Below are 22448 nucleotides of genomic sequence, written 5' to 3'. Positions count from 1 at the left end.
CTACTCGCCCTTGAAGCCCTGAGCGACGACGTACCACTCCGACGAGCCCTTGCGGCTGGCCGGGGGCTTGGCGTGCTTCACGGTCACGAAATTGCGCTTGAGCTCGGCCACCAGCGCCGAATCCGCTCCGCCTGCCAGCACCTTGGCGACGAACGCGCCGCCGGGGCGCAGCACCTCGGTCGCGAAGAGCAGGCCCGCCTCGACCAGCGCCATGGTGCGCAGGTGGTCGGTCTGTGGATGACCGACGGTATTCGCCGCCATGTCGGACAGGACGAGGTCGGCGGGGCCGCCCAGTGCCTCTTTCAACAGCTCCGGCGCCTTCTCGTCCATGAAGTCCATCTGGAGGAGGGTGGCGCCCTCGATCGGATCGGTGGGGAGGAGGTCGATGCCGACGACGGTCGATTGCGGCAGCCTCTGCCGCACCACCTGGCTCCAGCCGCCCGGCGCCACGCCGAGGTCGACGATGCGCTTGGCGCCCTTCAGGAAACCGAACCGCTCGTCCAGCTCGATCAGCTTGTAGGCCGCGCGCGAGCGATAGCCTTCCGCCTTGGCGCGCTTCACATAAGGGTCGTTCAGCTGCCTCTCGAGCCAGCGGGTCGAGCCGACCTTCCGACCCTTCGCGGTCTTCACGCGGGTCTTCAGACCGCCGCTCCTTCCGGACACGTCCCGGCTCATATGCGGTGGCCGTCGCGCGCCATCAGCGAGCGCAATATGCCTTCGCGAATGCCGCGGTCGGCGACGCCTAGGATCTTGGCGGGCCAGATGTCCATGATGGCTTCCAATATGGCGCAGCCGGCGACCACCAGGTCGGCGCGCTCATGACCGATGCAGGGCAGCTCCGAACGTTCGGCCAGCGACATCCGCGACAGCTTGGTGCTGACCTCCCGCATCGAATCGACCGGCACCATCAGCCCGTCGATCGCCCGGCGGTCGTAGCTTGGCAAGGCGAGATGGACGCTGGCCAGGGTGGTGACGGTGCCGCTCGTTCCCATCAGCCGGATATTCTCCTTCTCCGCCGGCAGCAGCTCGACGAAGCGGCGGAAGGCGTTGCGCACCCGCTCGCGCATCCGGCCGTAGGCGGCGAGCCGCTCGTCGGCGTCGGCGAAGTCGCGGCCTTCGCTTTCGGTCAGGGAGACCACGCCCCAGGGCGCGCTCCACCAGCATTTGATCCGCGGCACCACGCCATCCGTGTCGATCAGCACCAGCTCGGTCGAGCCGCCGCCGATGTCGAAGATGAGGGCAGGGCCCTCGCCGGGCTCCAGCAGCCGATGGCAACCGAGCATCGCCAGGCGTGCCTCTTCCTCGGGGGAGATGATGTCGAGCGCGATCCCGGTCTCATTATAGACCCGCTCGACGAAGTGGCGGCCGTTGGCGGCGCGGCGGCAGGCCTCGGTCGCCACCGAGCGCGCGAGCGAGACCCGGCGCCGGCGCAGCTTCTCGGCGCAGACGGAAAGGGCGGCGAGCGCCCGGTCCTGCGCCGCCTCGCTGATCCGGCCGCTGGCGGCGAGGCCTTCGCCGAGCCTCACCACCCTGGAAAAGGCGTCGATGACGGTGAAGCCGTTATCGGCCGGGCGCGCGACCAGGAGCCGGCAATTGTTCGTGCCGAGATCGAGCGCGCCGTAGGTGTGGCGAGGGGAATACCGCCGCGGTTGAGGGCGGATTTGGGCCGCATGAGCCGGCACGGGTCCCGGCGTTTGCGGAGCCGTGGCGGCTATGTGCGCCATGCTCGAAACCACTCTTATGTTCTCGTTCAGGCGACGTTTTGCCGCCTTTGACTTGCCGTCAAATTACATGGGATACCGCTTTGGGGCAAGCGGCGGCGCCCAGGGCCGTTGACAGCCTCCGCGCCGCCGCCTATTTCGCGCCCCTCTCTGCCCCGTCGTCTAATGGTAAGACTACGGACTCTGACTCCGTCAATCGTGGTTCGAATCCACGCGGGGCATCCATATACTCCCTCGCTTGCAAGCTCACCGGCGGATCGCACTGGTTGCGGGGCGCGTGATCGCTTATTGTCGCATGGCATCGGCGGGAGCTTCGCACCTTGCCAGGCGATCACCATTGCGCCGTATCGGCCCTGACGCATGTCGGCCTCGTCCGGTCGAGCAACGAGGATATGTGCGCCGTTCCCGGATGGACATCCGGGCCCGGGCGGGAGCGCTGGAGCGGCGGGCTTTCCGCCGACGGCGGCTGGGCGTTGGTCGCGGACGGCATGGGCGGCCATGCGGCGGGCGAGGTGGCGAGCGCGCTGATCGTCGAGGCGCTGGCGCCGCTGATGAGCGGTCTCGAGGATCGGCGCGATGTCACCGCCGCGCTCGATGAAGCCAATGCGCGCCTCCACGCTGCAACGGCCGCCGACCCCGTGCTGGCCGGAATGGGCACGACCATCGCCGGCCTGGTGCTGCGCGGGGAGGAGGCGCTGGCCTTCAACATCGGCGACAGCCGCATCTATCGGTGGACACCGGCCGGTCTCGCTCAGATCAGCATCGATCATGCGCTGGGCGGCGGCGTGTTGACCCAGTGCCTCGGCGGCACCGCCCGGCCTATGCCGCTCGACCCCTTCGTCGGGCGATGCCGCTGGGAGCCGCAGGGCCGCTTCCTTCTCTGTTCCGACGGGCTCACCAACATGGTGCCGGACACCGCCATCGCCCGCCTCCTCGCCAGCCGTTCGGAAGGGGCTGCCGATGCGCTGGTCGAGGCGGCGTTGGACGCTGGCGGCGTCGACAATGCCACCGTCGTGGTGATCGATCCGCCGCACTGAGCGTGAGAAACTCCGCGCCGTTGCCGTTCCAATTTTCACGCGTCGCCGCTAAGCCACGGCAGACAAGCTTTGAGGAGAGAGCGATGCGTAGGACGATCCTGGCGGTGCTGATGATGACGACGGCGGCCTGCACGACAACGCCGCCGGTCGAAACGCCGCCGCTGCCTCCGGCATCCGAATCCGCCCCGGCGCCCGAGGCGCCCGCGCCGACCCAGGAGGAGGGCTACGATCTTGCCGCGCAGCGCGCCAAGATCGCCCGCATCGACATGAATCCGGATACCAGCTTCCTCAGCGCCGAGGAGCGGCAGGTGGTGAACCTGCTCATCCAGGCTGCCGAGCTGATGAACCCCATCTACCTGCGCCAGCGCTACGTCCAGAATCCCGAGGTACGGAGCGCCATCGAGCGGACGCGCCGCGCCGATCAGGCGCTGCTGCTCGACATGTTCGATCTCCACTTCGGGCCGTGGGACACGCTCGCCGAGAACCGTCCCTTCTGGGGCACGACGCCTTGGCCGGAGGGCGCGGGCTTCTATCCGACCGATCTCACCAAGGCCGAGTTCGACGCCTATCTGGCCGCTCATCCGGACCAGCGCGAGGCGCTGACCAGCGGCTACACCGTGGTGCGGCGCCAGGGCGACGGCCTCGTCGCCATTCCCTATAGCGAGGAATATAAGCAGTGGCTCGAACCGGCGGCCAAGCTGCTGGAGCAGGCGGCGGCGATCACCGGCAATGCGAGCCTGAAGCGCTTCCTGACCCTCAGGGCCGAAGCCTTCCGCACCAACGAATATTATGAGTCCGAGCTCGCCTGGATGGACCTTGCCGACACGCCGATCGAGGTCGTGATCGGGCCCTATGAGGTCTATACCGACCGCCTCTACGGAACGAAGACGGCGTTCGAAGCCTTCGTCACCGTCAAGGACCCCGAGGCGAGCGGCGACCTCGACAAATACAAGGCGCTGCTGCGCGACATGGAGGCAAATCTCCCGGTCGAGGATCGCTACAAGAATTTCCAGCGGGGTTTTGAATCGCCGATCCTGGTCGCCGACCAGGTCCATGGCGGCGGCGACAATGTGCCGGGCGTCCAGACGATCGCCTTCAACCTGCCCAACGACGAGCGCGTGCGCGAAGCCAAGGGCGCGAAGAAGGTGATCCTCGCCAACGTGCTCGGAGCCAAATACGACCGCATCCTCGCGCCGATGGCGCCGTTCATCCTGGTGCCGGAGCAGGCCAAGCTGGTCGCCAAGAAATATATGACCAACGAGACTTTGTTCCACGAGCTGTCGCACAGCCTCGGGCCGGGCACGATCACCGTCGACGGGCGGCAGACGACCGTCAATGCCGAGCTGAAGGAGGTCTATTCCGCCAGCGAGGAGGGGAAGGCGGACGTGATGGGCGTCTACAACATCCTCTACATGATGGATCGGGGCGAGCTTCCCGCCGCCGAGCGGGAGCAGGCGCTGGCGACCTATTTCGCCGGCATCTTCCGCGCCGTCCGCTTCGGCATCGACGAGGCGCATGGGCGCGGCGCGGCGGTGCAGTACAGCTATTTGAAGGAGAAGGGTGCGTTCGCCTGGGACGAAAGCCAGCAACGCTTCCGGGTCGACTATGACAAGCTGGAGGCCGGCATCCGCGATCTGGTCGCCGATCTCGTCCGGCTGCAGGGCAATGGCGATTACGAGGGCACCAAGGCCTTCTTCGAACGCTATGCGCGGCTTGACGAGCATGCCGAGGCGGTGCTGGCCAATACCCGCGACATACCCGTCGATATCCAGCCCATCTATCCTGAGGCGGTGTAGCGGCCCATCGGCCTAGGTCGCGGGTGGCGACGGCACGTCCTCGTGCTGCGGGGCGGGTTCGTGCGGCTGCTCGGTGAAGCCTTCGATCCCGGCGAGTTCCTCGGTGTCGCGGCTGATTTCCACGTCGCTGGCGGCGTAGAGCACGGTCAGCTTCGCCAGTGACTCGAGCGCGTGCATGTGGATGCGCTCGTAGCCGTGGCTGGCGTCGATGCCGAAGGTGATGAGCGCCGTGCGCACGTCCGCGCCGCCCTCGAGCGCCGAGGCGCTGTCGGAGCGATAGTAGCGGAAGACGTCGCGCTGGTGAGGGATGCCGTTTTCGCGGGCCAGGCGGATGAGCTTGCGGGTCAGGTGATAGTCGAACGGCCCGACCTGGTCGGCCATGGCGATGGTCGCCCCGAATTCGGAGCTGTTCTGCCCGGGCGCGGTCGTGCCGTTGTCGATCGAGACCATCGAGACGACATGATCGAGCAGCACCGCCGAGGCGCCGGAGCCGACCTCTTCGGTGATGGTGAAGATGAAATGGACGTCGACCGGCGTCTCGATCTTGGCGTCCACCATGGCCTTCAAGGCCGCGAGCGAGACGGCGCAGCCCGCTTTGTCGTCGAGATGACGGGAGACGATGTAGCCATTGTCCAGGAATTCGGGCTGCGGATCGATGGCGACGAAGTCTCCCACATGGACCCCGAGCGCCTCGGTGCTCTTGCGGTCGTAGCTGTCGGCGTCGATGCGCACCTCGACCTGGCTCCAGGCGACGGGCTGCGTATCCACCTCCTCGTTGAACGTGTGGCCGGAGGCTTTGAGCGGCAGAATCGAGCCGCGGAAACTGCCTTCGTCGGTGAACAAGGTGACTCGCGCACCCTCGGCGAAGCGGGACGACCAGTGGCCGATCGGGACCAACTCGAGCCGGCCATTGTCCTTGATCCGCTTCACGGTCGCGCCGAGCGTATCGAGATGGGCGACGACGGCGCGCGCGCCGTCTTGCCTGTGTCCGCGATAGCAAGCGAGGATGGCGCCGCGGCGGGTGACGCTGTGATCGATGCCGAGCCGCCCCAGTTCCTCGCTCACATAATGGACGATCGTGTCCGTATAGCCGGTGGGGCTGGGGATCGAGAGCAGCGCCTCGAGCTGCGCCTTCAGATAATCGGTATCAATGGCCGGTGCCGGCATCGGTCTTCCTCATATGATGGTCCCGCGCCGCCGCCGGCATGCTCATCGGGAAGAGCAGGTCGATGAAACGCTCCGCCGTCGGCTGCGGCTCGTGATTGGCAAGGCCGGGGCGTTCATTGGCCTCGATGAAGACGTAGCCGGGCTCGGCGGGGTTCCTCACGATGAAGTCGACCCCCACCACCGGTATGTCGATGGCGCGGGCGACCGTCACCGCCGCCTCGACGAGCCGCGGATGCACCAGCGTCGTCACGTCATGGATGGTGCCGCCGGTGTGGAGATTGGCGGCCTTGCGCACGGGAAAGGCGATGCCTTCCTTCGGAACGTCGTCGAGTGTGAAACCAGCCTTGTCGACGCAGCGCTCCGTCTCAGCGTCGAGGGGGATGGTGGATTCCCCGCCCGTGGCCGCCGCCCGCCTGCGGCTCTGCCGCTCGATCAGGGCGCGCACGCTGTCGCGGCCATTGCCCATCACTTCGGCCGGCCGGCGGATCGCGGCGGCGACCAGCTTGAAGCCGATGACGATCAGGCGAAGATCCTCGCCCGGATGATAGCTTTCGACGATGACGCGTCCCGGATGGGCCGACGCGTTCTCGACGGCGCGATCGACGCTCTCCATCGTGTCGAGATCGACGGCGACGCCGCGCCCCTGCTCCCCGCGCGCCGGCTTCACGACCAGCGAACCGTGGCGCTCCAGCAGCGCCGCCACGGCCTCGCGATCGCCCGCCTCGACCTGATCGGGAACGCTCACACCGGCCGCCTCGACGATGCGGCGGGTAAGGGCCTTGTCGTCGCAAATGGAGAGCGCGACCGCGCTGGTGAGCTCGCTCAACGACTCCCGGCACCGGATGACCCGCCCGCCGGACGAAAGCTGGAACAAGCCGCCCGCCGCGTCGAGCACGTCGACGCCGATGCCGCGCCGCCGCGCCTCGTTGATGATGATGCGGGCGTAGGGGTTCATGTCCTTGGCGGGATCGTGCCCGACGAACAGCCGCTCGTTGATGACGTTGCGGCGCTTCACCGAGAAAAGCGGCAGGCGGGCGAAGCCGAGCTTCTCGTAAAGCGCGATGGCGCCTTCATTGTCGTGCAGCACCGACAGGTCCATGCAGCCCGCGCCCCGCGCGATGAAATGCTCGGCGAGCCAGCGCACCAGCGCCTCGCCGACGCCGGCATGTCCCGTCTGCGGGTCGACCGCGAGGCACCAGAGCGAGGAGCCCTTCTGCGGATCGTCGAACGCACGGGCGTGATCGACGCCGGTGACCGTGCCGATCACGGCCCCGGTCTCCTCATCCTCGGCCACGAAATAGATGAGCTCGCGCCGCTCGCCCCGGCTCTCGAAGAAGTCGGGACGGACCTGGACCATGTTGTTGAGCGCGTAGATGCGGTTGACGGCATCGGCGTCCTGCTCCGCGATCATCCGCCGAATGAAGAAGCCGGAGGGCTTGCGATCCCAACCGCGATAGTTGGTGAGGTTCAATCGATAGGTGTGCGAGGGGTCGAGGAACAGCTCGGCCGGCGCAGTGCCGATGAGGACATGGGGGTCGCTCACATAGACGGCGATGTCACGCTGCTCCGGCCCTTCGGCCCGGATCTCCGAGACGAGCGTCGCCACATCGTCGAACGTGTTGGCGAATAGCAGCCGCCCCCAGCCGCAATCGACGATCGCGTTCGGCTCCGGCTTCTCGCCCTCGACATAATTATGCTGGCGATGGACGCGCTCCAGCCGCGCTTCGGTTTTCCGCTGTCTACGCCGCATCAGCCGACACCCTGCTGCTGCAGCCAGAGCTCGAGCAGCCCGACCTGCCACAGCTCCGAGCCCCGAAGCGGAGTGATATGCCCCGTGGGATCGTCGAACAGCGTCTGGAGATAGTCGCGCTCGAACAGGCCCCGCTCCTTCGCCGACTCCGACGTGAGCGCATCCCGCACGAGATCGAGATACGGGCCCTGGATATATTTGAGCGCCGGCACCGGGAAATAGCCTTTGGGACGGTCGATCACCTCCGACGGTATGACCTTCCTCGCCACGTCCTTCAGGATGCCCTTGCCCCCGCCGGCGAGCTTGAGGTCGGACGGGATGCGCGCGGCGAGTTCGGCCAACTCATGGTCGAGGAAGGGGACACGCGCCTCCAGACCCCAGGCCATGGTCATATTGTCGACCCGCTTCACCGGATCGTCGACCAGCATCACGGTGCTGTCGATGCGCAGCGCCTTGGCGACCGGATCCGCGGCGCCGGCGCGCGCGAAATGATCGCGGACATAATCCAGCGGCAAGGTCGCGCCATTGCGCCAATCCGGCCCGAGCTGGCGGTTCAGTGTCCCGGCGTCGCGGTCGAAAAAGGCCTTGGCATAAGTCGCGACCGGATCGTTCGCCCCGGCCATGGGCGGATACCAGTGATAGCCGCCGAATATCTCGTCGGCGCCCTGGCCGGACTGCACGACCTTGATGTGCTTCGCGACCTCGCGGGAGAGCAGATAGAAGCCGACATTGTCGTAGCTCACCATCGGCTCGGCCATCGCGGCGATGGCGCCGGGCAACTCCTTCAAGAGGTCGGACGAGGGGATGAAGAGCTGGTGATGATTAGTGTCGTAATGGCTGGCGATGAGGTCGGAATATCTGAACTCGTCGCCCTTCTCGCCATGCGCCTCCTCGAAGCCGATCGAGAAGGTGGAGAGGCCGTGCTGGCCCATCTCGGCGAGAAGGCCGACGATCAGGCTGGAATCGACCCCGCCGGAAAGCAGCACACCCACCGGCACGTCCGCCACCATCCGCCGCTCGACGGCGGTGCGGAGGGCGGAGAGTAGCATCTCCTCCCAATCACCCTTGCTGCGCTCGGCATCTCCGGAAGCCAGGCCGAAGGGCGGGTCCCAATAAACATGCTCCTGGGATGACCCGTCCGCCTCGATCACCCGCACCGTCGCCGGCGCCATCTTCCGGACGCCCTTCAGGATGGTCCAGGGCGGCGGCACGACCGCGTGCCAGCTCATGTAGAATTGCAGCGCCTCGGGATCGATCGACGTGTCGACGTCCCCGGCCGCGACGATGCCCGGCAGGGTCGAGGCGAAGCGCAGCCGCCCCGGCGTTTCCGAATAATAGAGCGGTTTGATGCCGAACCGGTCGCGCGCCAGCACCACGCGTCCGCTCTCCCGCTCGTGAATGGCGAAGGCGAACATGCCGTGGAAGCGCTCGACGCAGTCCGTGCCCCAGGCGTGATAGGCCTTGAGGATCACTTCGGTGTCGCCGCCGGAGAAGAAGCGGTAGCCCTGCCCCTCCAGCTCCTCGCGCAGCGCCCGGTAATTGTAGATGCAGCCGTTGAAGACGATGTCGAGCAACAACTCGGGATCGCTCATAGGCTGGGCGGAGCGGTCGGAGAGGTCGATGATTTTCAGCCGCTGATGGCCCAGGCCCACCCGTCCGCGCATCAGCTGGCCGCAGGCATCCGGCCCGCGGCGCTCCTGGCTCGCCATCATCCGCGCCACCGCGGCGGCATCGGCGATGCCGCCGTTGAAATGAATCTCGCCCGCTATGCCGCACATGGGCAGCGGGCCTGGTCGTTGATGTGTGGCATGCCTTTAAGGGTAAGGATGTAGACGGTCATTACAAGTTGGGCTCGGTCTTTCGAGCACGTAAATCGTCATTCCGGCGAACGCCGGGACCCAAGAACACCGTTGATTTTCGGTGAAGCGGCGACCTCATAGCATTTCTGGCAACCACTATGTTCTTGGGTTCCGGCGAACGCCGGGATGACATTCTTTGCAAATTCGGCTCGGCTCTGGGACAATCTTCGGTATGGAAATGGAGGCCATCCTTGCCGAGGTCGCCGCCGCCGTGGAGCCGCACCGCGGCGCCGGGAAGGTGGCGAGCTACATCCCGGCCCTCGCCGAGGTCGATCCCCGCAAGTTCGGCATCGCCATCGTGGACGGGCAGGGGCGGTATCACTGCGCCGGCGACTGCGACGAATCTTTCTCGATCCAGAGCATTTCCAAGGTCTTCACCTTCGCCCTGGCGCTGGAGCGGGTCGGCCCCGTCCTGTGGAAGCGGGTGGGGCGCGAGCCTTCCGGCAGCCCGTTCAACTCGATCGTCCAGCTCGAGCGCGAGAACGGCATCCCGCGCAATCCCCTGATCAATCCCGGCGCAATGGTCGTCACCGACCAGCTTATCGGCGATCGCGGCGCCGATGCCTTCGTCGAGGAGCTTCTCGCCCTGCTGCGCGAAGAGGCGGAGGACGACAGCGTCTTCATCGATGATCGTGTCGCGCAATCGGAATCGGAAACCGGCGCCCGCAATCGCAGCCTCGCCTGGTTCATGAAGGCGTTCGGCCGCCTCGACAATGACGTGGAGACGGTGCTCTCCGCCTATTTCCGCCACTGCGCCCTGGCCATGTCGTGCCGCCAGCTCGCCCGGGCCGCCCTTTTCCTGGCCTTCGACGGCCGCGATCCGGTGACCGGCCGCCGCGTGGTCGCCTCGCGCCGCTGCCGCCGCGTCAATGCGATGATGATGCTCTGTGGCCATTACGACAATTCGGGCGAGTTCGCCTTCCGCATCGGCCTTCCCGGCAAGAGCGGCGTCGGCGGCGGTATCCTCGCCATCGCGCCGGGCAAGGGCTCGATCGCCGTATGGTCCCCCGGCCTCAACGCCGCCGGCACGAGCCAGGTTGGCGCGATGGCACTCGAAAAGCTGGTCGAACGAACGGGCTGGTCCGCGTTCGTGTGACTGGACGTCACCCCGGCGAAAGGCGGGGGCCAAGAACAGGGGATTTGGCAGCTTGGGAGGGCTCCCCGTTTCATCCCAAACCGCCGGTGTTCTTGGCTCCCGGCGTGCGCCGGGATGACGGCGCGGCTCGGGATAGTGGACACGTCACCCCGGCGAAAGCCGGGGCCCAAGAACAGGGGATTTGGGTGATGCGCGCGGGCGCTTGCCGCTCCACCTCCAATGAAGCTGTTCTCGGTTCTCGCCTTCCGCCGGGATGACGGCGCGGCTCAGAAAATAATCGCTCCCGCCAGGAAGGCGACGGCGGCGATGATCCAGTCCCGCTGCTGCATGCTTCTGATGAAATCCATGACACACTCCTTTTGAGGGCGGAACGAAGAAGCAGGGGTCCTGGTTGCAGCACCCGCAAGCGGCTGACCGCGTTTCGCAGACGTCCGGGGGTGAATATTCCAACCCGATCCGTTAGAGGGGTCCCGCCGAACCACCGGAGTCGAGAACAGGGTGACGGACGCTGAGACAGCCCTCCTGCTGGCGCGGATCCAGTTCGCGTTCACCATCTCGTTCCACTTCATCTTCCCGGCCTTCTCGATCGGCCTCGCTTCCTATCTGGCGGTGCTGGAAGGGCTGTGGCTGAGGACGGGAGACAGCGTCTATCTCAACCTCTTCCGCTACTGGATGAAGATCTTCGCCATCGCTTTCGCGATGGGCGTCGTCTCCGGCATCGTCATGTCCTACCAGTTCGGCACCAACTGGTCGGTCTTCTCCGACAAGGCAGGGCCGGTGATCGGGCCGCTCATGGCCTATGAGGTGCTGACCGCCTTCTTCCTGGAGGCCGGCTTCCTCGGCGTCATGCTGTTCGGCATGAGCCGGGTGGGGAAGGGTCTTCACTATTTCGCGACCCTGATGGTTGCGGTCGGCACGTTGCTTTCGGCCTTCTGGATTCTGTCGGCGAACAGCTGGATGCAGACGCCGACCGGCTGGGCGATGAACGATGTGGGCCAGTTCGTGCCGGCCGGAAGCTGGATCGACATCATCTTCAACCCGAGCTTCCCCTATCGCCTCGTCCACACCGTCATCGCCGCCTTTCTGACGACCGCCCTGGTGGTCGGCGGGGTAGGGGCCTGGCACTTGCTGAAGGGCCGCGACCTGCCAGGCGTGCGCAAGATGTTCAGCATGGCCATGTGGATGGCGGCAGTGGTGGCGCCCATCCAGATTGTCGTCGGCGACTTCCACGGCCTCAACACGCTGGAGCATCAGCCCCAGAAGGTGATGGCGATGGAGGGCCATTTCGAAAGCTATCCGAACGGCGCGCCGCTGATCCTGTTCGGCATCCCGGATTCGCAAGCGGAGACGGTGCATGCGTCCGTCGAGGTCCCGTACCTTTCGTCGCTCATCCTTCATCACGGCCTGTACGAGCCGGTCGAGGGCCTGAAGACGGTGCCCCGCGATGAGCGGCCGCCGGTCGGTATCGTCTTCTGGTCGTTCCGGGTGATGGTCGCGCTCGGTTTCCTGATGCTGGGGCTTGGCCTCTGGAGCCTTCTCGCCCGTGCACGCCGGCGCCTCTACGACTGGCGAAGGCTGCACCGTTTCGCGCTGATCATGGGGCCGGCGGGCTTTGTCGCCGTCATCGCCGGATGGGTTACCACCGAGGTCGGCCGCCAGCCCTACGTCATCTACAATCTCCTGCGCACCGAAGATGCCGTCTCGCCGCTCGCCTCGCCCGCCGTCAGCGCCTCCCTGATCGCCTTCGTCATCGTCTATTTCACGGTTTTCGCGGCCGGGACCGTCTACATATTGAAGCTGATGGCCCATCCGCCCCACCCGGCCGAGCCGGAGCCGGCCGAAGCCCCGATCCGCACCGCCGGCATCACCCCCGCCGCCTCGGTCGAGCATGGCGGCGCAAACCCGAGGCCGGACAGAAGCGAGGAGGCGGAGCGATGAGACGACATCCAGATCCTCCCCGGAACGGGGAGGGGGACCATGCGAAGCATGGTGGAGGGGTCGAGGCCTCTCCATGCTCGCTGGTGCTCGCGACCCCTCCACCACGCCGCTTCGCGTCGCGGTCCTCCTCCCCGTTCCGGGGAGGATTGAGGAGGCCGCATCCATGAACCCCGATCTCACAGTCCTCTGGGCCTTCATCATCGCGTTCGCGGTCGCGGCCTATGTGGTGATGGACGGGTTCGATCTCGGCATCGGCATCCTCTTCAAATTCTTCACCGTCGGCAAGGAACGGGACCAGGCGATGAACGCCGTGGCGCCCGTCTGGGACGGCAACGAGACCTGGCTGGTTATGGGCGGCGGCGGGCTGATGGCCGCCTTCCCGCTGGCCTATGCCATCGTCCTTCCCGCCCTTTATGCGCCGATCATCGCCATGCTGCTGGGGCTCATCTTCCGGGGCGTCGCCTTCGAGTTCCGCTGGCGCGATCCCCGGCATCGGCGCGGCTGGGACCTCGGCTTCATGCTCGGTTCGCTCATCGCCACCTTCGCCCAGGGCATCACGCTCGGTGCGCTTCTTCAGGGCATCATGGTGGAGGGGCGAGCCTATGCGGGCGGCTGGTGGGATTGGCTGACGCCTTTCAGCCTTCTCACCGGCCTCAGCCTCGTCATCGGCTACGCCCTGCTCGGCGCGACCTGGCTCATCTGGAAGAGCGAAGGACGCCTGCACGACGACGCGCGCCGCTTCGCCAAATGGCTGATGCCGGCGCTGCTCGTCGCCATCGGCGCGGTCAGCCTCGCCACGCCCTTCGTCGAGCCCAAATATTATGAGCGCTGGTTCGAGTTTCCGGGGCTGCTCGTCGCGGTGCCGATGCCGCTCTTTTTCGGAGCCGCGGCGCTGGCGCTCTGGTGGAGCATCGGCCGCGGGCGGGACTGGATGCCGTTCGTCTTCACCCTCGTCATCTTCGCCCTCACCATGCTCGGCCTTGCCATTTCGATCTGGCCGGACGTCATCCCCGGCCGCGTCTCGATCTGGGAGGCGGCCGCGCCGGAGAGCAGCCAGATCTTCATGCTGGTGGGCTCGGCCGTGCTGATCCCGCTGATCCTCGCCTACACCGCCTGGTCCTACTGGGTGTTCCGCGGCAAGGTCGGCGAGGAAGGCTATCATTGAGCGAGACCGCGCCGGCTCCCTGGTGGAAGCGCCTCGCCTGGTTCGTGGGGCTCTGGGCGGCGGGAGTGGCCGTGGTCGGCGCGGTCGCCTATGGGCTGAGGCTATGGATCCATTGAGCCCCGCTTCGACCTCCGCTGCCTTCTCCCGCCCGATCCTGGTCGCCGGCGCTTTGCTGGCCGCCGTGGGCGTCGCGCTGGGCGCCTTCGGCGCCCATGCGCTCCGGGACGTGCTGGGGCCGCGCGAGGCGGGCTGGTGGCAGACGGCCGTCCAGTATCAGATGTGGCACGCCGTCGCGCTGATAGCCTTGGCGGCTCTGCGCGGCGTGCGCTCGGCCGTCCCCGCCCTGTTCCTCGCCGTCGGCGCCATCATCTTCTCCGGCACGCTCTATCTGATGGCGCTGACCGGCCTCACCTGGCTCGGCGCGATCACGCCCGTGGGCGGCGCGCTCATGATCGCCGGCTGGCTTTGGCTCGGTTGGCACGCCTGGCGCCATCGCGGCGCCTAGAGCAGCAGCACCGTCGCGAGCGAGAGGAAGATGCCCATGCTGGCGACGTCGCTGGCGGTGGTGAGGAAGATGCTCGACGCCGTCGCCGGGTCGGCGCCCAGCCGCTTGAGGGTGAGCGGGATGAGCGCGCCGGCGAGGCCGCTGATCACGCAGCTCGCCACCATCGCGGTCAGCGCAACCAGGCCCATCAGCCACGCATTCGCTTCGCCCTGCATGGTCGCATAGACGAACATGCCGAGGCCGGCGCTGATGCCGACGAAGAGGCCGTTGAAGAAGCCGAGCATGCCCTCCTTCATGACGAGGGCGCGTTCGGTGCCGGGCTTCAGGTCGCCAAGGGTCATGCCGCGCAGCGCCACCGCCAGCGCCTGGCAGCCGGTATTGCCCGACTGGCCGGCCATGACGGGCAGGAACACGGCGAGGATGACGAGCTGGGCGAGCGTATCCTCGAACACGCCGACGACCGCCGCGGCGACGAAGGCGGTGACGAGATTGACCTGCAGCCAGGGGTGGCGGAGCAGCAGGCTCCGCTTCAGCGGGGTCGAGAGCCGCTCCTCCTTCTCGACGCCGACCATGGCGCCGGCCTGGGCGCTGATCTCGATCGCCCGCTCGGCGAACAGCCGCTCGCCGCGGATCAGCCCCTTGAGGACGCCGTGCCCGTCGACCACGGGATAGACCGGAAAATGCCGGACGAGCGCTTCCTTCAGCGCATCGGCGAGCGGCATCGTCTCCGGAAGCGCGAAGACGTCCCTCAGCATGATCTCCTCGAGCCGCGCCTCGGGCCTGGCGAGGAGCATGTCGCGCATCACCACCAGGCCCAGCAGCTTCCCCGCCGGGTCGGTTACGTAGCAATAGGTGATGAAGGCGGCCCGGGTCAGCTCGCGCAGTTGCTCCACCGTCTCCGCCACCGTCATCTGCGGTCCGAACACGCCCACCGGCGGGGACATCAAATCGCCGGCGGTCTCGTTCCTGGCCGCGATCTTGACCGAATCCGCCGCGGGCTGGACCGGCATCGCCGTCTCTAAGCTGGTCGCCACGAATACCTCCCGCAAGTTGCGCGTTGGAAGGTGAATGACGGGCGCGAGGACCGCCACTTCTTGTAGTCGAGGACGCCGATTTGAACGATAAACTTTTCAAATACGAGACGAACGCCGCACTTGTTGCGGCGCACCATCGCCGCTATATGCGCGCCTCATTTCGCTCCATCGGGAATTTTGCATGAGCCTTCGCAACGTGGCGATCATCGCCCACGTCGATCACGGCAAGACGACTCTTGTCGACCAGTTGTTCCGCCAGTCCGGCACCTTCCGCGACAACCAGCGCGTGGACGAGCGGGCCATGGACTCGAACGATCTGGAGAAGGAGCGAGGGATCACCATCCTCGCCAAGTGCACCTCGGTCGAGTGGAACGGCACCCGCATCAATGTCGTCGACACGCCCGGCCACGCCGATTTCGGCGCCGAGGTGGAGCGCATCCTCTCGATGGTCGACGGCGTCATTCTGCTCGTCGATTCGGCCGAGGGGCCGATGCCGCAGACCAAGTTCGTGACCGGCAAGGCGCTCGGCCTCGGCCTTCGCCCCATCGTTGTCGTCAACAAGATCGACCGTCCCGACGCCCGCCCGGCCGAGGTGCTGGACGAGGTGTTCGAGCTGTTCCTGAGCCTCGATGCCAATGACGAGCAGCTCGATTTCCCGGTCCTCTACGCCTCGGGCCGCAACGGCTATGCCGGCGAAACCGATGACGTCCGCTCGGGCGACCTGACGCCGCTCTTCCAGAAGATCGTCGACCATGTCCCGGCGCCGGGCCTCGATCCCGCGGGCGAGTTCAAGATGCTCGCCACCCTGCTCGACCGCGATCCCTTCCTCGGCCGCATCCTCACCGGCCGCATCGAAAGCGGCCGGCTCGACGTCAACATGCCAATCAAGGCGCTCGACGTCTCCGGCAAGGTCGTCGAGGAAGGCCGCGCCACCAAGGTCTTCGCCTTCCGCGGCCTCGAGCGCGTGCCGGTCGAGAGCGCGCAGGCGGGCGACATCGTCGCCATCGCCGGCCTCACCAAGGCGACCGTCTCCAACACCATGGCCGCGCCCACGGTCACCGAGCCGCTTCCCGCCCGCCCGATCGATCCGCCGACGCTCGCCATGAGCTTCGCGGTCAACGACAGCCCCTATGCCGGCCGCGACGGCGACAAGGTGCAGAGCCGCGTCATCCGCGACCGGCTGGAGCGCGAGGCCGAGGGCAATGTCGCCATCCGCATCACCGAGAGCCAGGACAAGGACGCGTTCGAAGTCGCCGGCCGCGGCGAGCTTCAATTGGGCGTCCTCATCGAGACGATGCGCCGCGAAGGCTTCGAGCTCTCGATCAGCCGCCCCCGCGTCCTCTTCCGCGACGGCCCGAACGGCCGCGAGGAGCCCTATGAGACCGTCGTCGTCGACGTCGACGACGAGCATAGCGGCACGGTCGTCGAGAAGATGGCGCTGCGCAAGGCCGAGATGACCGACATGCGTCCCTCGGGCGGCGGCAAGACGCGCCTCACCTTCTCCGCCCCCAGCCGCGGCCTCATCGGCTATCATGGCGAGTTCCTCAGCGACACGCGCGGCACCGGCATCATGAACCGGCTGTTCGAGAAATACGGCCCCTACAAGGGCCCGATCCAGGGCCGCCAGAACGGCGTGCTCATCTCGATGGAGCAGGGCGAGGCCGTCGCCTATGCGCTGAACGCGCTGGAGGAGCGCGGCATCCTCTTCATCGCGCCGGGCGAGAAGCTCTACGAAGGCATGGTGATCGGCGAGAACGCCAAGCCCCAGGACCTGGAAGTAAACCCGCTCAAGAGCAAGCAGCTCACCAACTTCCGCGCCTCAGGCAAGGATGAGGGCATCCGCCTGACCCCGCCGCGGCGGATGACCTTGGAACAGGCGATTGCGTATATCCAGGACGACGAGCTGGTGGAGGTGACGCCGAAGGTGATCCGGATACGGAAGCGGTATTTGGATCCCCACGAGCGCAAGCGGCAAAGCCGCAAGGCGGAGGCGGCCTAGTTGGCCGCCTCTTGGATTAGGGCTGATACTCCTAATCAGCGCTCGAGAAGAATATGGCCGATCGTGATTTCCTCACAGGAGCAATTAGTCGGCCTCTTGTGCAACGTATCGAAATCGACCGCAGGCCCATGTTTGGATGGGTCCCCGTACTCCGGATGAGTGATCGGCTGTAGGGCGAGGGAAGCTTTCGTGCTCGCTAGCCTGAGATACTTCAGCAAGCCTGCCTTTTCGTTAGTCGCCGATCCCTCCACCAGCCCGACCATGAGAGCGGTGTCATGCGACGGGGCATACTTACCTGAGACGAAGCGCGAAACGCCCTGAGAGAAGTATTTTTGCCGGAGAGGAGACTTGTTGTTCAGTCGTTTGAACTCAATCGTCAATCGCGGCCCCATATGAGCGGCATACGCAAACTGGATGTCCGTACGTCCAATCGGCTTTGGCATATTTGTCTTCGGATTGATCTCAACCTCTGTCGGTTCATAGAAAAAATGTCCGAATCCAACGCCATGTCGAAGCTGTGATTCATCGTCGTTTAGCATGACATAGAAACCACCAACGAGATCGGTTTCTTTCTTGGCGGTCCACCACTTTGGGCTAAGCGCCTTTATCTCGGCCCACACCGCGCGGAGATAAGCTAAGAATGCGTCGAAATCGACGGAGGGGAAGAGAGTAGGCGCTGCGCCGGATGCGTTGATAATGCGCTTCAAGCGACCGCCGCCTCCGCGGGTTCGCTAACCAAAAGCTCCACAACCTCGTCGGCATCACGAAGGGCGGCGCTCTTCGTCCAGAAGCGCTTGCGGGAGGGTTTCACCAGATAAACGTCATTACCCCAGACAAAGATTGAGTTCGGCATCGAAAAGAAGTCGATGCTCGAGCCCTTCTCAATCCGCGAAGCAATGGCAGTCAGCAGCTCTCGGACAGTAGCAGCCTGTGGGGGCGAACGCATTACTTCGCTTATTGTCTTGCCTAAGGCGATATGCACTACGTCGATGGGAGTTCGGTCACCAGCACGATCAACTCGAGCGACGCTTATTGCGCCCTCGCCACCGCTACTTTCCGACCAACGGCATAGAGTCTCCTGAAGTTGGGCTAAATACGCTGCAACATCATCGCGCTGAACGGGGTCCTGCAATGGCGTGTGCAGCTCAGGATAGCTCGTTGGCTGAAGACTCTTGGCCACCAGGTCGACCATATCTCGGATCAGAATTTGCTCATGCTCGCTCAGGCCAAAATATCGGAAAATCAGCTCGTCGATTCCGTCGCGCGCAAATTCGTATGCGCCTTGCGCGAAGACCATCCCGCCCGGTCTTTCGAACCGCGCAAGCTGCGTATTAGCCTCTGTGAGAGCTTGCTCGGCCACTTCTGCGCGAGGATGCTGTTCCGGCCTGATGAAGGGAAGCGAGCGAATTTCACTTACCGTCACACGTGCTCGCTCCGCGGAAGCGGAATAGCCAGTGAGAATTAGCCAGTACTTCGCCAAGCTCGATCGGAGATAGCAAGTTAGTAGACGCGCCGTTCTGCGCTCGGCCTCTGGAAGGCGCAATCCGCCCACCGCAGATGAGAAGCAGAACGGCGTGTCAGAGAAACCAGCTCGTACTTCGATTTCGGGAGATGTCCCGTCGGGCCACAGCACGCGCGGCCCTTCGTACATGGCCAAATTCCCGTGACTTGCCACACCGCGTTCCACGGGCAAGTGGGTCAGCAATGCCGTATCGACAACCGGGCTCTGGCTGTTGAGTGCGTTGGTGGGGAGATAACGGAGATGAAGCAGCGGTTCGGGCGAGGCAGTCTTATTGCCGTCCCGCATGTGATAGCCCTTGGCGGCAATCCAGCCTCCGTCTCGCATCGCATCGCCAAGGCGCGGCAACTGCGCGAGGCGTTGCACAAGGCCGGCGTCGCGCCGCCCGCCCCAGAACCGTCGCCGGAGCACAGCGTTGTCTTCGACAAGGCAGCTACGTGGAAGGCTGAGCGTATCGTATTCGTGCAGTGTTAGGCGGTTGAAGGCGAAGCTAATGTCCACCTTCGGCATCCAATACTCAAATGAGCCAGTAATCCGCTCGCCGCGTAGACCTGGGAGGTTGGATGCTCGCACTATCGTGCAAGCATGCTCCGCCTGAGCAAAAAGGAGGCGGCGGAAATCAGCGAGATTTATCATGCGTTCGATCGAGAAGCGCACGGTGAATTGGCGGAGGAAGTCAGCGTTCGTAGGGGCCGTAATGAGCGAGCTCGGGAGGATCAGAACAATCCGACCGGCGGGGCGCGCTGCCTCGGTCGCCTTCGCTGCAAAGGCTGCTGCGAACTGTCGGTGTGGCATGCGGATGCGATTCTTTGCGGCCCAAGCGACTGCCGTTTGACCTTCGTCTGCGCGCAACTCGCGCCAAGGTGGATTGGAGATCACTACATCGAAGGAGGATGAAGAGGAGAAAGTGTTCTTCGGTGAGAAGAAATCACCCTCTGATGTGCCCTCGGCGATGTTGGATCCGATCAACTTCGGTAGTCTGCAATCATGCTCGCGTTGGAGGCGAGCGAGGTCTCGTGGCGACAATCGCTCTAGGAGGCACAGATAAAGACTGAACGCCGTCACTCGGCACGCGATGTGATTGATATCCCCCCCGAAAATCGTGTCTTGCAGCAGCTCAATCCGCTCATTGATATCTAGCGCGCGATCCAGAGCAGCTTCGCGATAGGCGACGACCTTTCGAAACGCGGTAGTAAGCAGGATTCCCGAGCCGCATGCCCCGTCGTAGATGCGTAAATTGGACGGGTCGGCGATGTCCCGAAAGGCCTCTTCAGCAGCCAATTCCGCGAGCATTCGCGGCGTGTAGTACGCTCCATCCACCTTCCGTTCTTCTTGAAGGAATGTCTCGTAAATACCGGATAGGAGTTCCACCGGGATCTGACTAAAATCGTAATTCCAGAAGTCGCGCTGCCCAGTTTCCAGATTGATGCGCGAGAGAAGACTGTCGACGACGCCAAAAGCTCTTCCATCCAAACGCGCCCAACTTATCTCGCTCGGCTCCAGAAAGTCGCCGTTAAAGTCGTGCTTTAGTTGTTTGATGAGCGCGTCGAGCGCCGCCCCGTCACGAGCTTTCACGAGTTCGTGGAACGGACGTAGATCGTGTTCTCCCCGGTAATCGTCACCCACGATCGTACGATGTTCAAGGTATGAAACAAACAGAACCTGTGCGAGGAGCATCTGCGCTTCGAGCTGGCGCTCGATGGGTGGAGTGGCCCCACCCGTCAGTTGGGTAACGGCGATGCTGAGCTGGCGTAGGAGATCACGATCAACACGGCGGTTTGGATCGAACCAATCCGAAAGCCGTCTCTGCACTTCGGATGACTGTATTTCCCCTGCTGACCAGTGACCGTCGAGCCGAGCTTCGGCGCGCCCAATTCTGTCGGTCGCAAGAGCGTTTTTCCATTTCGGGACGGAATAGGCGCACAACTCGCCCGAGTGCAGAACAAGTAGCGCAGAAGCCAAATTCTGGTTCCACAGACGCTGGCGCAAAGCGTCGATCAGGGCTTGATCATGAACCTGTGCCCCCTCAATGAAACAAATAGTCGGCGTGTTTTCGACCAAGAATACCGCATCTAAGCGATAGTCACCCGCAGGGTCGAGTAAGTCATAAAGTTCAGAGGCATAAGGTCGGCGCCCAATCTCGTTGACGTCGCTGACTAGCGCGTCTCCAATTCCCTCGTAACCGAGGGCTTCCAGCCAACCGGTTACCAGCGCTGCCGTCATTATCGCTCCCTCGTCGGAATGTGGCAGTTTTTATAAGCTGGTGCAATAGTTATTTCGAATCAATGAGTTCACAGAAAATACTGAATCAGACGAGCCACTTAGCAGCTCCGCTCACCAAGGCCGGCAGTTTGGGATGCATGACCCATGCGCCCATCGTCACGACGTGACCTGCCGACGCCGATTAGCACGGCAGGCAGAACCAACCAAGAACAAACTATTTCCTACAGGCCCTCTCTTGAGGCATATCCTGGTCGATTCGCCTTTTGTTCCAAAAGCCGGGAGACAGCTCATGCAGAAGAAAGGTGCCCTCCCGCCCGCTTCTCGGGAGGCTTCGCATCCGCATCGTGGCTCAGGGCAGGCCGGTTGGGAAGTCGCTCCCTCCGCCCCCATGGCCACTGCGAACATCGGGACCATTCGCGGGGGGGGGCGGTGGGGTCGCCCGGGCGGCTCAGCCCGCCATCTTCAGCACCAGCGCCCACTCATCGCCACGGACGGGAGAGACCGAGAGACGCGACTGCCGGACCAGTTCCATCTGCGCCAGGCTGGGTTCGGCCTTGATCGCCTGCAGCGTCACCGGCCGTTCCAGCGCCCGCACCGGCTCGACGGGGACCTTGACCCAGCTGCCGTCCTCGCCGTCGGGCTTGCCCTCGCCGGTGATGCGCATCATGCCGACCACCGCCCGCTCGGCGCCGCTATGGTAGAAGAAGGCCTCGTCGCCGGGCTTCATCGCGCGGAGGTGCAGGCGGGCGGCGTTGTTGCGGACGCCGTCCCAGTCGGTGCTTCGATCGCGGACGAGATCGTCCCAGCTATAGGTGTCGGGCTCGGACTTCATCAGCCAATAGGCCATGGGTCTTCCTTAGTTGTGTCTGCCCGTCATTGCGAGGAGCGACGCGACGAAGCAATCCAGAACTTGCGCGGCCTGGATTGCTTCGCTCCGCTCGCAATGACGGGCGGTGCGCTAATTCACCGGCGCCGTAGGCGTGCGGTCGCGTTCGCGGAAGGGGGGCATGCGGCCTTCGGCGCGGCTGTGGTCGACGAACTGGTGCTTCAAGGCGGCGAGCACGTGGATGACGATGAGCGCGATGGTGACCCTCACCAGCAACTCGTGGATGCCGCCGAAGGTGTCGCCGAGCGCCTCCGAGATGCCGGGGATGAGCGGCAGCGGGATGCCGCCGACCAGTCGCGTGGTTGCTTCGTTGGCGCCGCCGGAGACGGTGAGGAGCCCTGTCAGCGGCAGGACGATCAGCAGGACATAGAAGGCGCGGTGGTTCCAGACGGCGGCGATGCGCTCCCAGCGCGGCAGCTCGACAGGGAAGGGCGGCGGCTTGTGCGCGAGGCGCCAGGCGAGGCGGATGAGGGAGAGGACGAGGATCGTGGCGCCGATGGTCTTGTGCCAGGTGAACCATTCGGCGCGCTCCGGCCCGCGTTCCATATTGTGGAAGGTGAAGCCGACATAGACCTGGGTCAGCAGCAGCACCACGGTCAGCCAGTGGATGGCGGCGGCGACATTGTTGTAGCGCAGGATCGTTTCGGGCTGCGGCACGGCTTCGGGCACGGTCGTGGTCATGAGCGACTCCTTGGGGCCTCGTTACGAGATCAGAACATTCACCGGACGCCGACGTTCCGCAAGGGCCAATGT

At 64.8% G+C, this 22448-nt stretch carries 18 protein-coding genes and 1 tRNA gene; 9 read left to right on the top strand and 10 right to left on the bottom strand.

Annotated features, from left to right (window positions below; all coding sequences use genetic code 11):
* A complete protein-coding gene (locus DF286_RS02515) occupies positions 1–675 on the bottom strand; it encodes an RlmE family RNA methyltransferase (RefSeq protein WP_109270010.1) in 675 nt (224 codons plus the stop codon).
* Positions 672–1724: a Ppx/GppA phosphatase family protein gene (locus tag DF286_RS02510; RefSeq protein WP_109270009.1), complete on the bottom strand. Its 1053-nt coding sequence runs from the start codon at positions 1722–1724 to the stop codon at positions 672–674. Before DF286_RS02510 ends, DF286_RS02515 begins: the two co-directional genes overlap by 4 nt.
* Before the next feature lie 148 nt (positions 1725–1872).
* On the opposite strand from DF286_RS02510, the gene DF286_RS02505 reads away from it, so the two are divergent.
* The 3 genes from DF286_RS02505 to DF286_RS02495 all read left to right on the top strand — a co-directional run bounded on the left by DF286_RS02505 (position 1873) and on the right by DF286_RS02495 (position 4554).
* A tRNA-Gln gene (locus tag DF286_RS02505) sits at positions 1873–1946 on the top strand.
* A 95-nt stretch (positions 1947–2041) separates the two neighbouring features.
* Positions 2042–2758, top strand: a complete 717-nt coding sequence (locus tag DF286_RS02500; protein WP_109270008.1) for a PP2C family protein-serine/threonine phosphatase — start codon at positions 2042–2044, stop codon at positions 2756–2758.
* Positions 2759–2841: 83 nt separating this feature from the next.
* Positions 2842–4554 (top strand): dipeptidyl-peptidase 3 family protein, encoded by a 1713-nt coding sequence (locus DF286_RS02495; RefSeq protein WP_109270007.1) that lies wholly within the window; start codon positions 2842–2844, stop codon positions 4552–4554.
* 12 nt (positions 4555–4566) lie between these two features.
* Here DF286_RS02495 and DF286_RS02490 read toward each other — a convergent pair whose 3' ends face one another.
* From DF286_RS02490 to DF286_RS02480, 3 genes are read right to left on the bottom strand one after another with little or no spacing between them, the layout of a single operon-like run.
* Positions 4567–5721, bottom strand: a complete 1155-nt coding sequence (locus tag DF286_RS02490; protein ID WP_109270006.1) for an osmoprotectant NAGGN system M42 family peptidase — start codon at positions 5719–5721, stop codon at positions 4567–4569.
* Positions 5702–7471 (bottom strand): N-acetylglutaminylglutamine synthetase, encoded by a 1770-nt coding sequence (ngg, locus tag DF286_RS02485; protein ID WP_109270005.1) that lies wholly within the window; start codon positions 7469–7471, stop codon positions 5702–5704. The genes DF286_RS02490 and ngg overlap by 20 nt, the downstream gene beginning before the upstream one ends.
* Positions 7471–9249, bottom strand: a complete 1779-nt coding sequence (locus tag DF286_RS02480) for an N-acetylglutaminylglutamine amidotransferase (protein WP_109270004.1) — start codon at positions 9247–9249, stop codon at positions 7471–7473. The genes ngg and DF286_RS02480 overlap by 1 nt, the downstream gene beginning before the upstream one ends.
* Before the next feature lie 253 nt (positions 9250–9502).
* On the opposite strand from DF286_RS02480, the gene DF286_RS02475 reads away from it, so the two are divergent.
* From DF286_RS02475 to DF286_RS02455, 5 genes are all read left to right on the top strand, one after another.
* The gene (locus DF286_RS02475) at positions 9503–10426 is read left to right on the top strand and encodes a glutaminase (RefSeq protein WP_109270003.1); all 924 of its coding nucleotides are present in this window, start codon (positions 9503–9505) and stop codon (positions 10424–10426) included.
* 498 nt (positions 10427–10924) lie between these two features.
* Positions 10925–12364 (top strand): cytochrome ubiquinol oxidase subunit I, encoded by a 1440-nt coding sequence (locus DF286_RS02470; protein WP_109270002.1) that lies wholly within the window; start codon positions 10925–10927, stop codon positions 12362–12364.
* Positions 12365–12527: 163 nt separating this feature from the next.
* Complete coding sequence (gene cydB / locus DF286_RS02465; RefSeq protein ID WP_109270001.1) at positions 12528–13529, top strand: cytochrome d ubiquinol oxidase subunit II; 1002 nt, start codon at positions 12528–12530, stop codon at positions 13527–13529.
* A complete protein-coding gene (locus DF286_RS02460; protein ID WP_109270000.1) occupies positions 13526–13645 on the top strand; it encodes a DUF2474 family protein in 120 nt (39 codons plus the stop codon). Before cydB ends, DF286_RS02460 begins: the two co-directional genes overlap by 4 nt.
* Positions 13633–14034: a DUF423 domain-containing protein gene (locus DF286_RS02455; protein ID WP_109269999.1), complete on the top strand. Its 402-nt coding sequence runs from the start codon at positions 13633–13635 to the stop codon at positions 14032–14034. The genes DF286_RS02460 and DF286_RS02455 overlap by 13 nt, the downstream gene beginning before the upstream one ends.
* Here the strand turns inward: DF286_RS02455 and DF286_RS02450 are convergent.
* Positions 14031–15068 carry a magnesium transporter gene (locus DF286_RS02450; protein WP_207789993.1) on the bottom strand — a complete coding sequence of 346 codons (1038 nt, stop codon included), beginning with the start codon at positions 15066–15068 and terminating at the stop codon, positions 14031–14033. The genes DF286_RS02455 and DF286_RS02450 overlap by 4 nt on opposite strands.
* A gap of 181 nt (positions 15069–15249) precedes the next feature.
* Here DF286_RS02450 and typA point away from each other — a divergent pair, with 181 nt between their 5' ends.
* The gene (gene typA, locus DF286_RS02445; RefSeq protein ID WP_109269997.1) at positions 15250–17067 is read left to right on the top strand and encodes a translational GTPase TypA; all 1818 of its coding nucleotides are present in this window, start codon (positions 15250–15252) and stop codon (positions 17065–17067) included.
* 35 nt (positions 17068–17102) lie between these two features.
* Here typA and DF286_RS02440 read toward each other — a convergent pair whose 3' ends face one another.
* The 4 genes from DF286_RS02440 to DF286_RS02425 all read right to left on the bottom strand — a co-directional run bounded on the left by DF286_RS02440 (position 17103) and on the right by DF286_RS02425 (position 22376).
* The gene (locus DF286_RS02440; RefSeq protein WP_109269996.1) at positions 17103–17774 is read right to left on the bottom strand and encodes a hypothetical protein; all 672 of its coding nucleotides are present in this window, start codon (positions 17772–17774) and stop codon (positions 17103–17105) included.
* On the bottom strand, positions 17771–20809 hold the full coding sequence (locus DF286_RS02435; protein WP_109269995.1) for an N-6 DNA methylase: 3039 nt from the start codon (positions 20807–20809) through the stop codon (positions 17771–17773). Before DF286_RS02435 ends, DF286_RS02440 begins: the two co-directional genes overlap by 4 nt.
* A gap of 448 nt (positions 20810–21257) precedes the next feature.
* On the bottom strand, positions 21258–21656 hold the full coding sequence (locus DF286_RS02430; RefSeq protein ID WP_109269994.1) for an EVE domain-containing protein: 399 nt from the start codon (positions 21654–21656) through the stop codon (positions 21258–21260).
* Between the two features lie 111 nt (positions 21657–21767).
* Entirely contained in the window at positions 21768–22376 is a 609-nt protein-coding gene (locus DF286_RS02425) for a cytochrome b (RefSeq protein ID WP_109269993.1), read from the bottom strand.
* Positions 22377–22448 lie beyond the last annotated feature (72 nt).

This window comes from Sphingosinicella humi (assembly GCF_003129465.1).
Classification (GTDB): Bacteria; Pseudomonadota; Alphaproteobacteria; order Sphingomonadales; family Sphingomonadaceae; genus Allosphingosinicella; species Allosphingosinicella humi.
The sequence above is the reverse complement of the archived record's forward strand: the minus strand, read 5'-3'. Positions and strand labels throughout refer to the sequence as shown.

Coding starts and splice junctions, on each gene's coding strand:
- DF286_RS02515 (WP_109270010.1), bottom strand. CDS start 675: ATGAGCCGGGACGTGTCCGGAAGGAGCGGCGGTCTGAAGACCCGCGTG.
- DF286_RS02510 (WP_109270009.1), bottom strand. CDS start 1,724: ATGGCGCACATAGCCGCCACGGCTCCGCAAACGCCGGGACCCGTGCCG.
- DF286_RS02495 (WP_109270007.1), top strand. CDS start 2,842: ATGCGTAGGACGATCCTGGCGGTGCTGATGATGACGACGGCGGCCTGC.
- DF286_RS02490 (WP_109270006.1), bottom strand. CDS start 5,721: ATGCCGGCACCGGCCATTGATACCGATTATCTGAAGGCGCAGCTCGAG.
- ngg (WP_109270005.1), bottom strand. CDS start 7,471: ATGCGGCGTAGACAGCGGAAAACCGAAGCGCGGCTGGAGCGCGTCCAT.
- DF286_RS02480 (WP_109270004.1), bottom strand. CDS start 9,249: ATGTGCGGCATAGCGGGCGAGATTCATTTCAACGGCGGCATCGCCGAT.
- DF286_RS02475 (WP_109270003.1), top strand. CDS start 9,503: ATGGAAATGGAGGCCATCCTTGCCGAGGTCGCCGCCGCCGTGGAGCCG.
- cydB (WP_109270001.1), top strand. CDS start 12,528: ATGAACCCCGATCTCACAGTCCTCTGGGCCTTCATCATCGCGTTCGCG.
- DF286_RS02455 (WP_109269999.1), top strand. CDS start 13,633: ATGGATCCATTGAGCCCCGCTTCGACCTCCGCTGCCTTCTCCCGCCCG.
- typA (WP_109269997.1), top strand. CDS start 15,250: ATGAGCCTTCGCAACGTGGCGATCATCGCCCACGTCGATCACGGCAAG.
- DF286_RS02435 (WP_109269995.1), bottom strand. CDS start 20,809: ATGACGGCAGCGCTGGTAACCGGTTGGCTGGAAGCCCTCGGTTACGAG.
- DF286_RS02430 (WP_109269994.1), bottom strand. CDS start 21,656: ATGGCCTATTGGCTGATGAAGTCCGAGCCCGACACCTATAGCTGGGAC.
- DF286_RS02425 (WP_109269993.1), bottom strand. CDS start 22,376: ATGACCACGACCGTGCCCGAAGCCGTGCCGCAGCCCGAAACGATCCTG.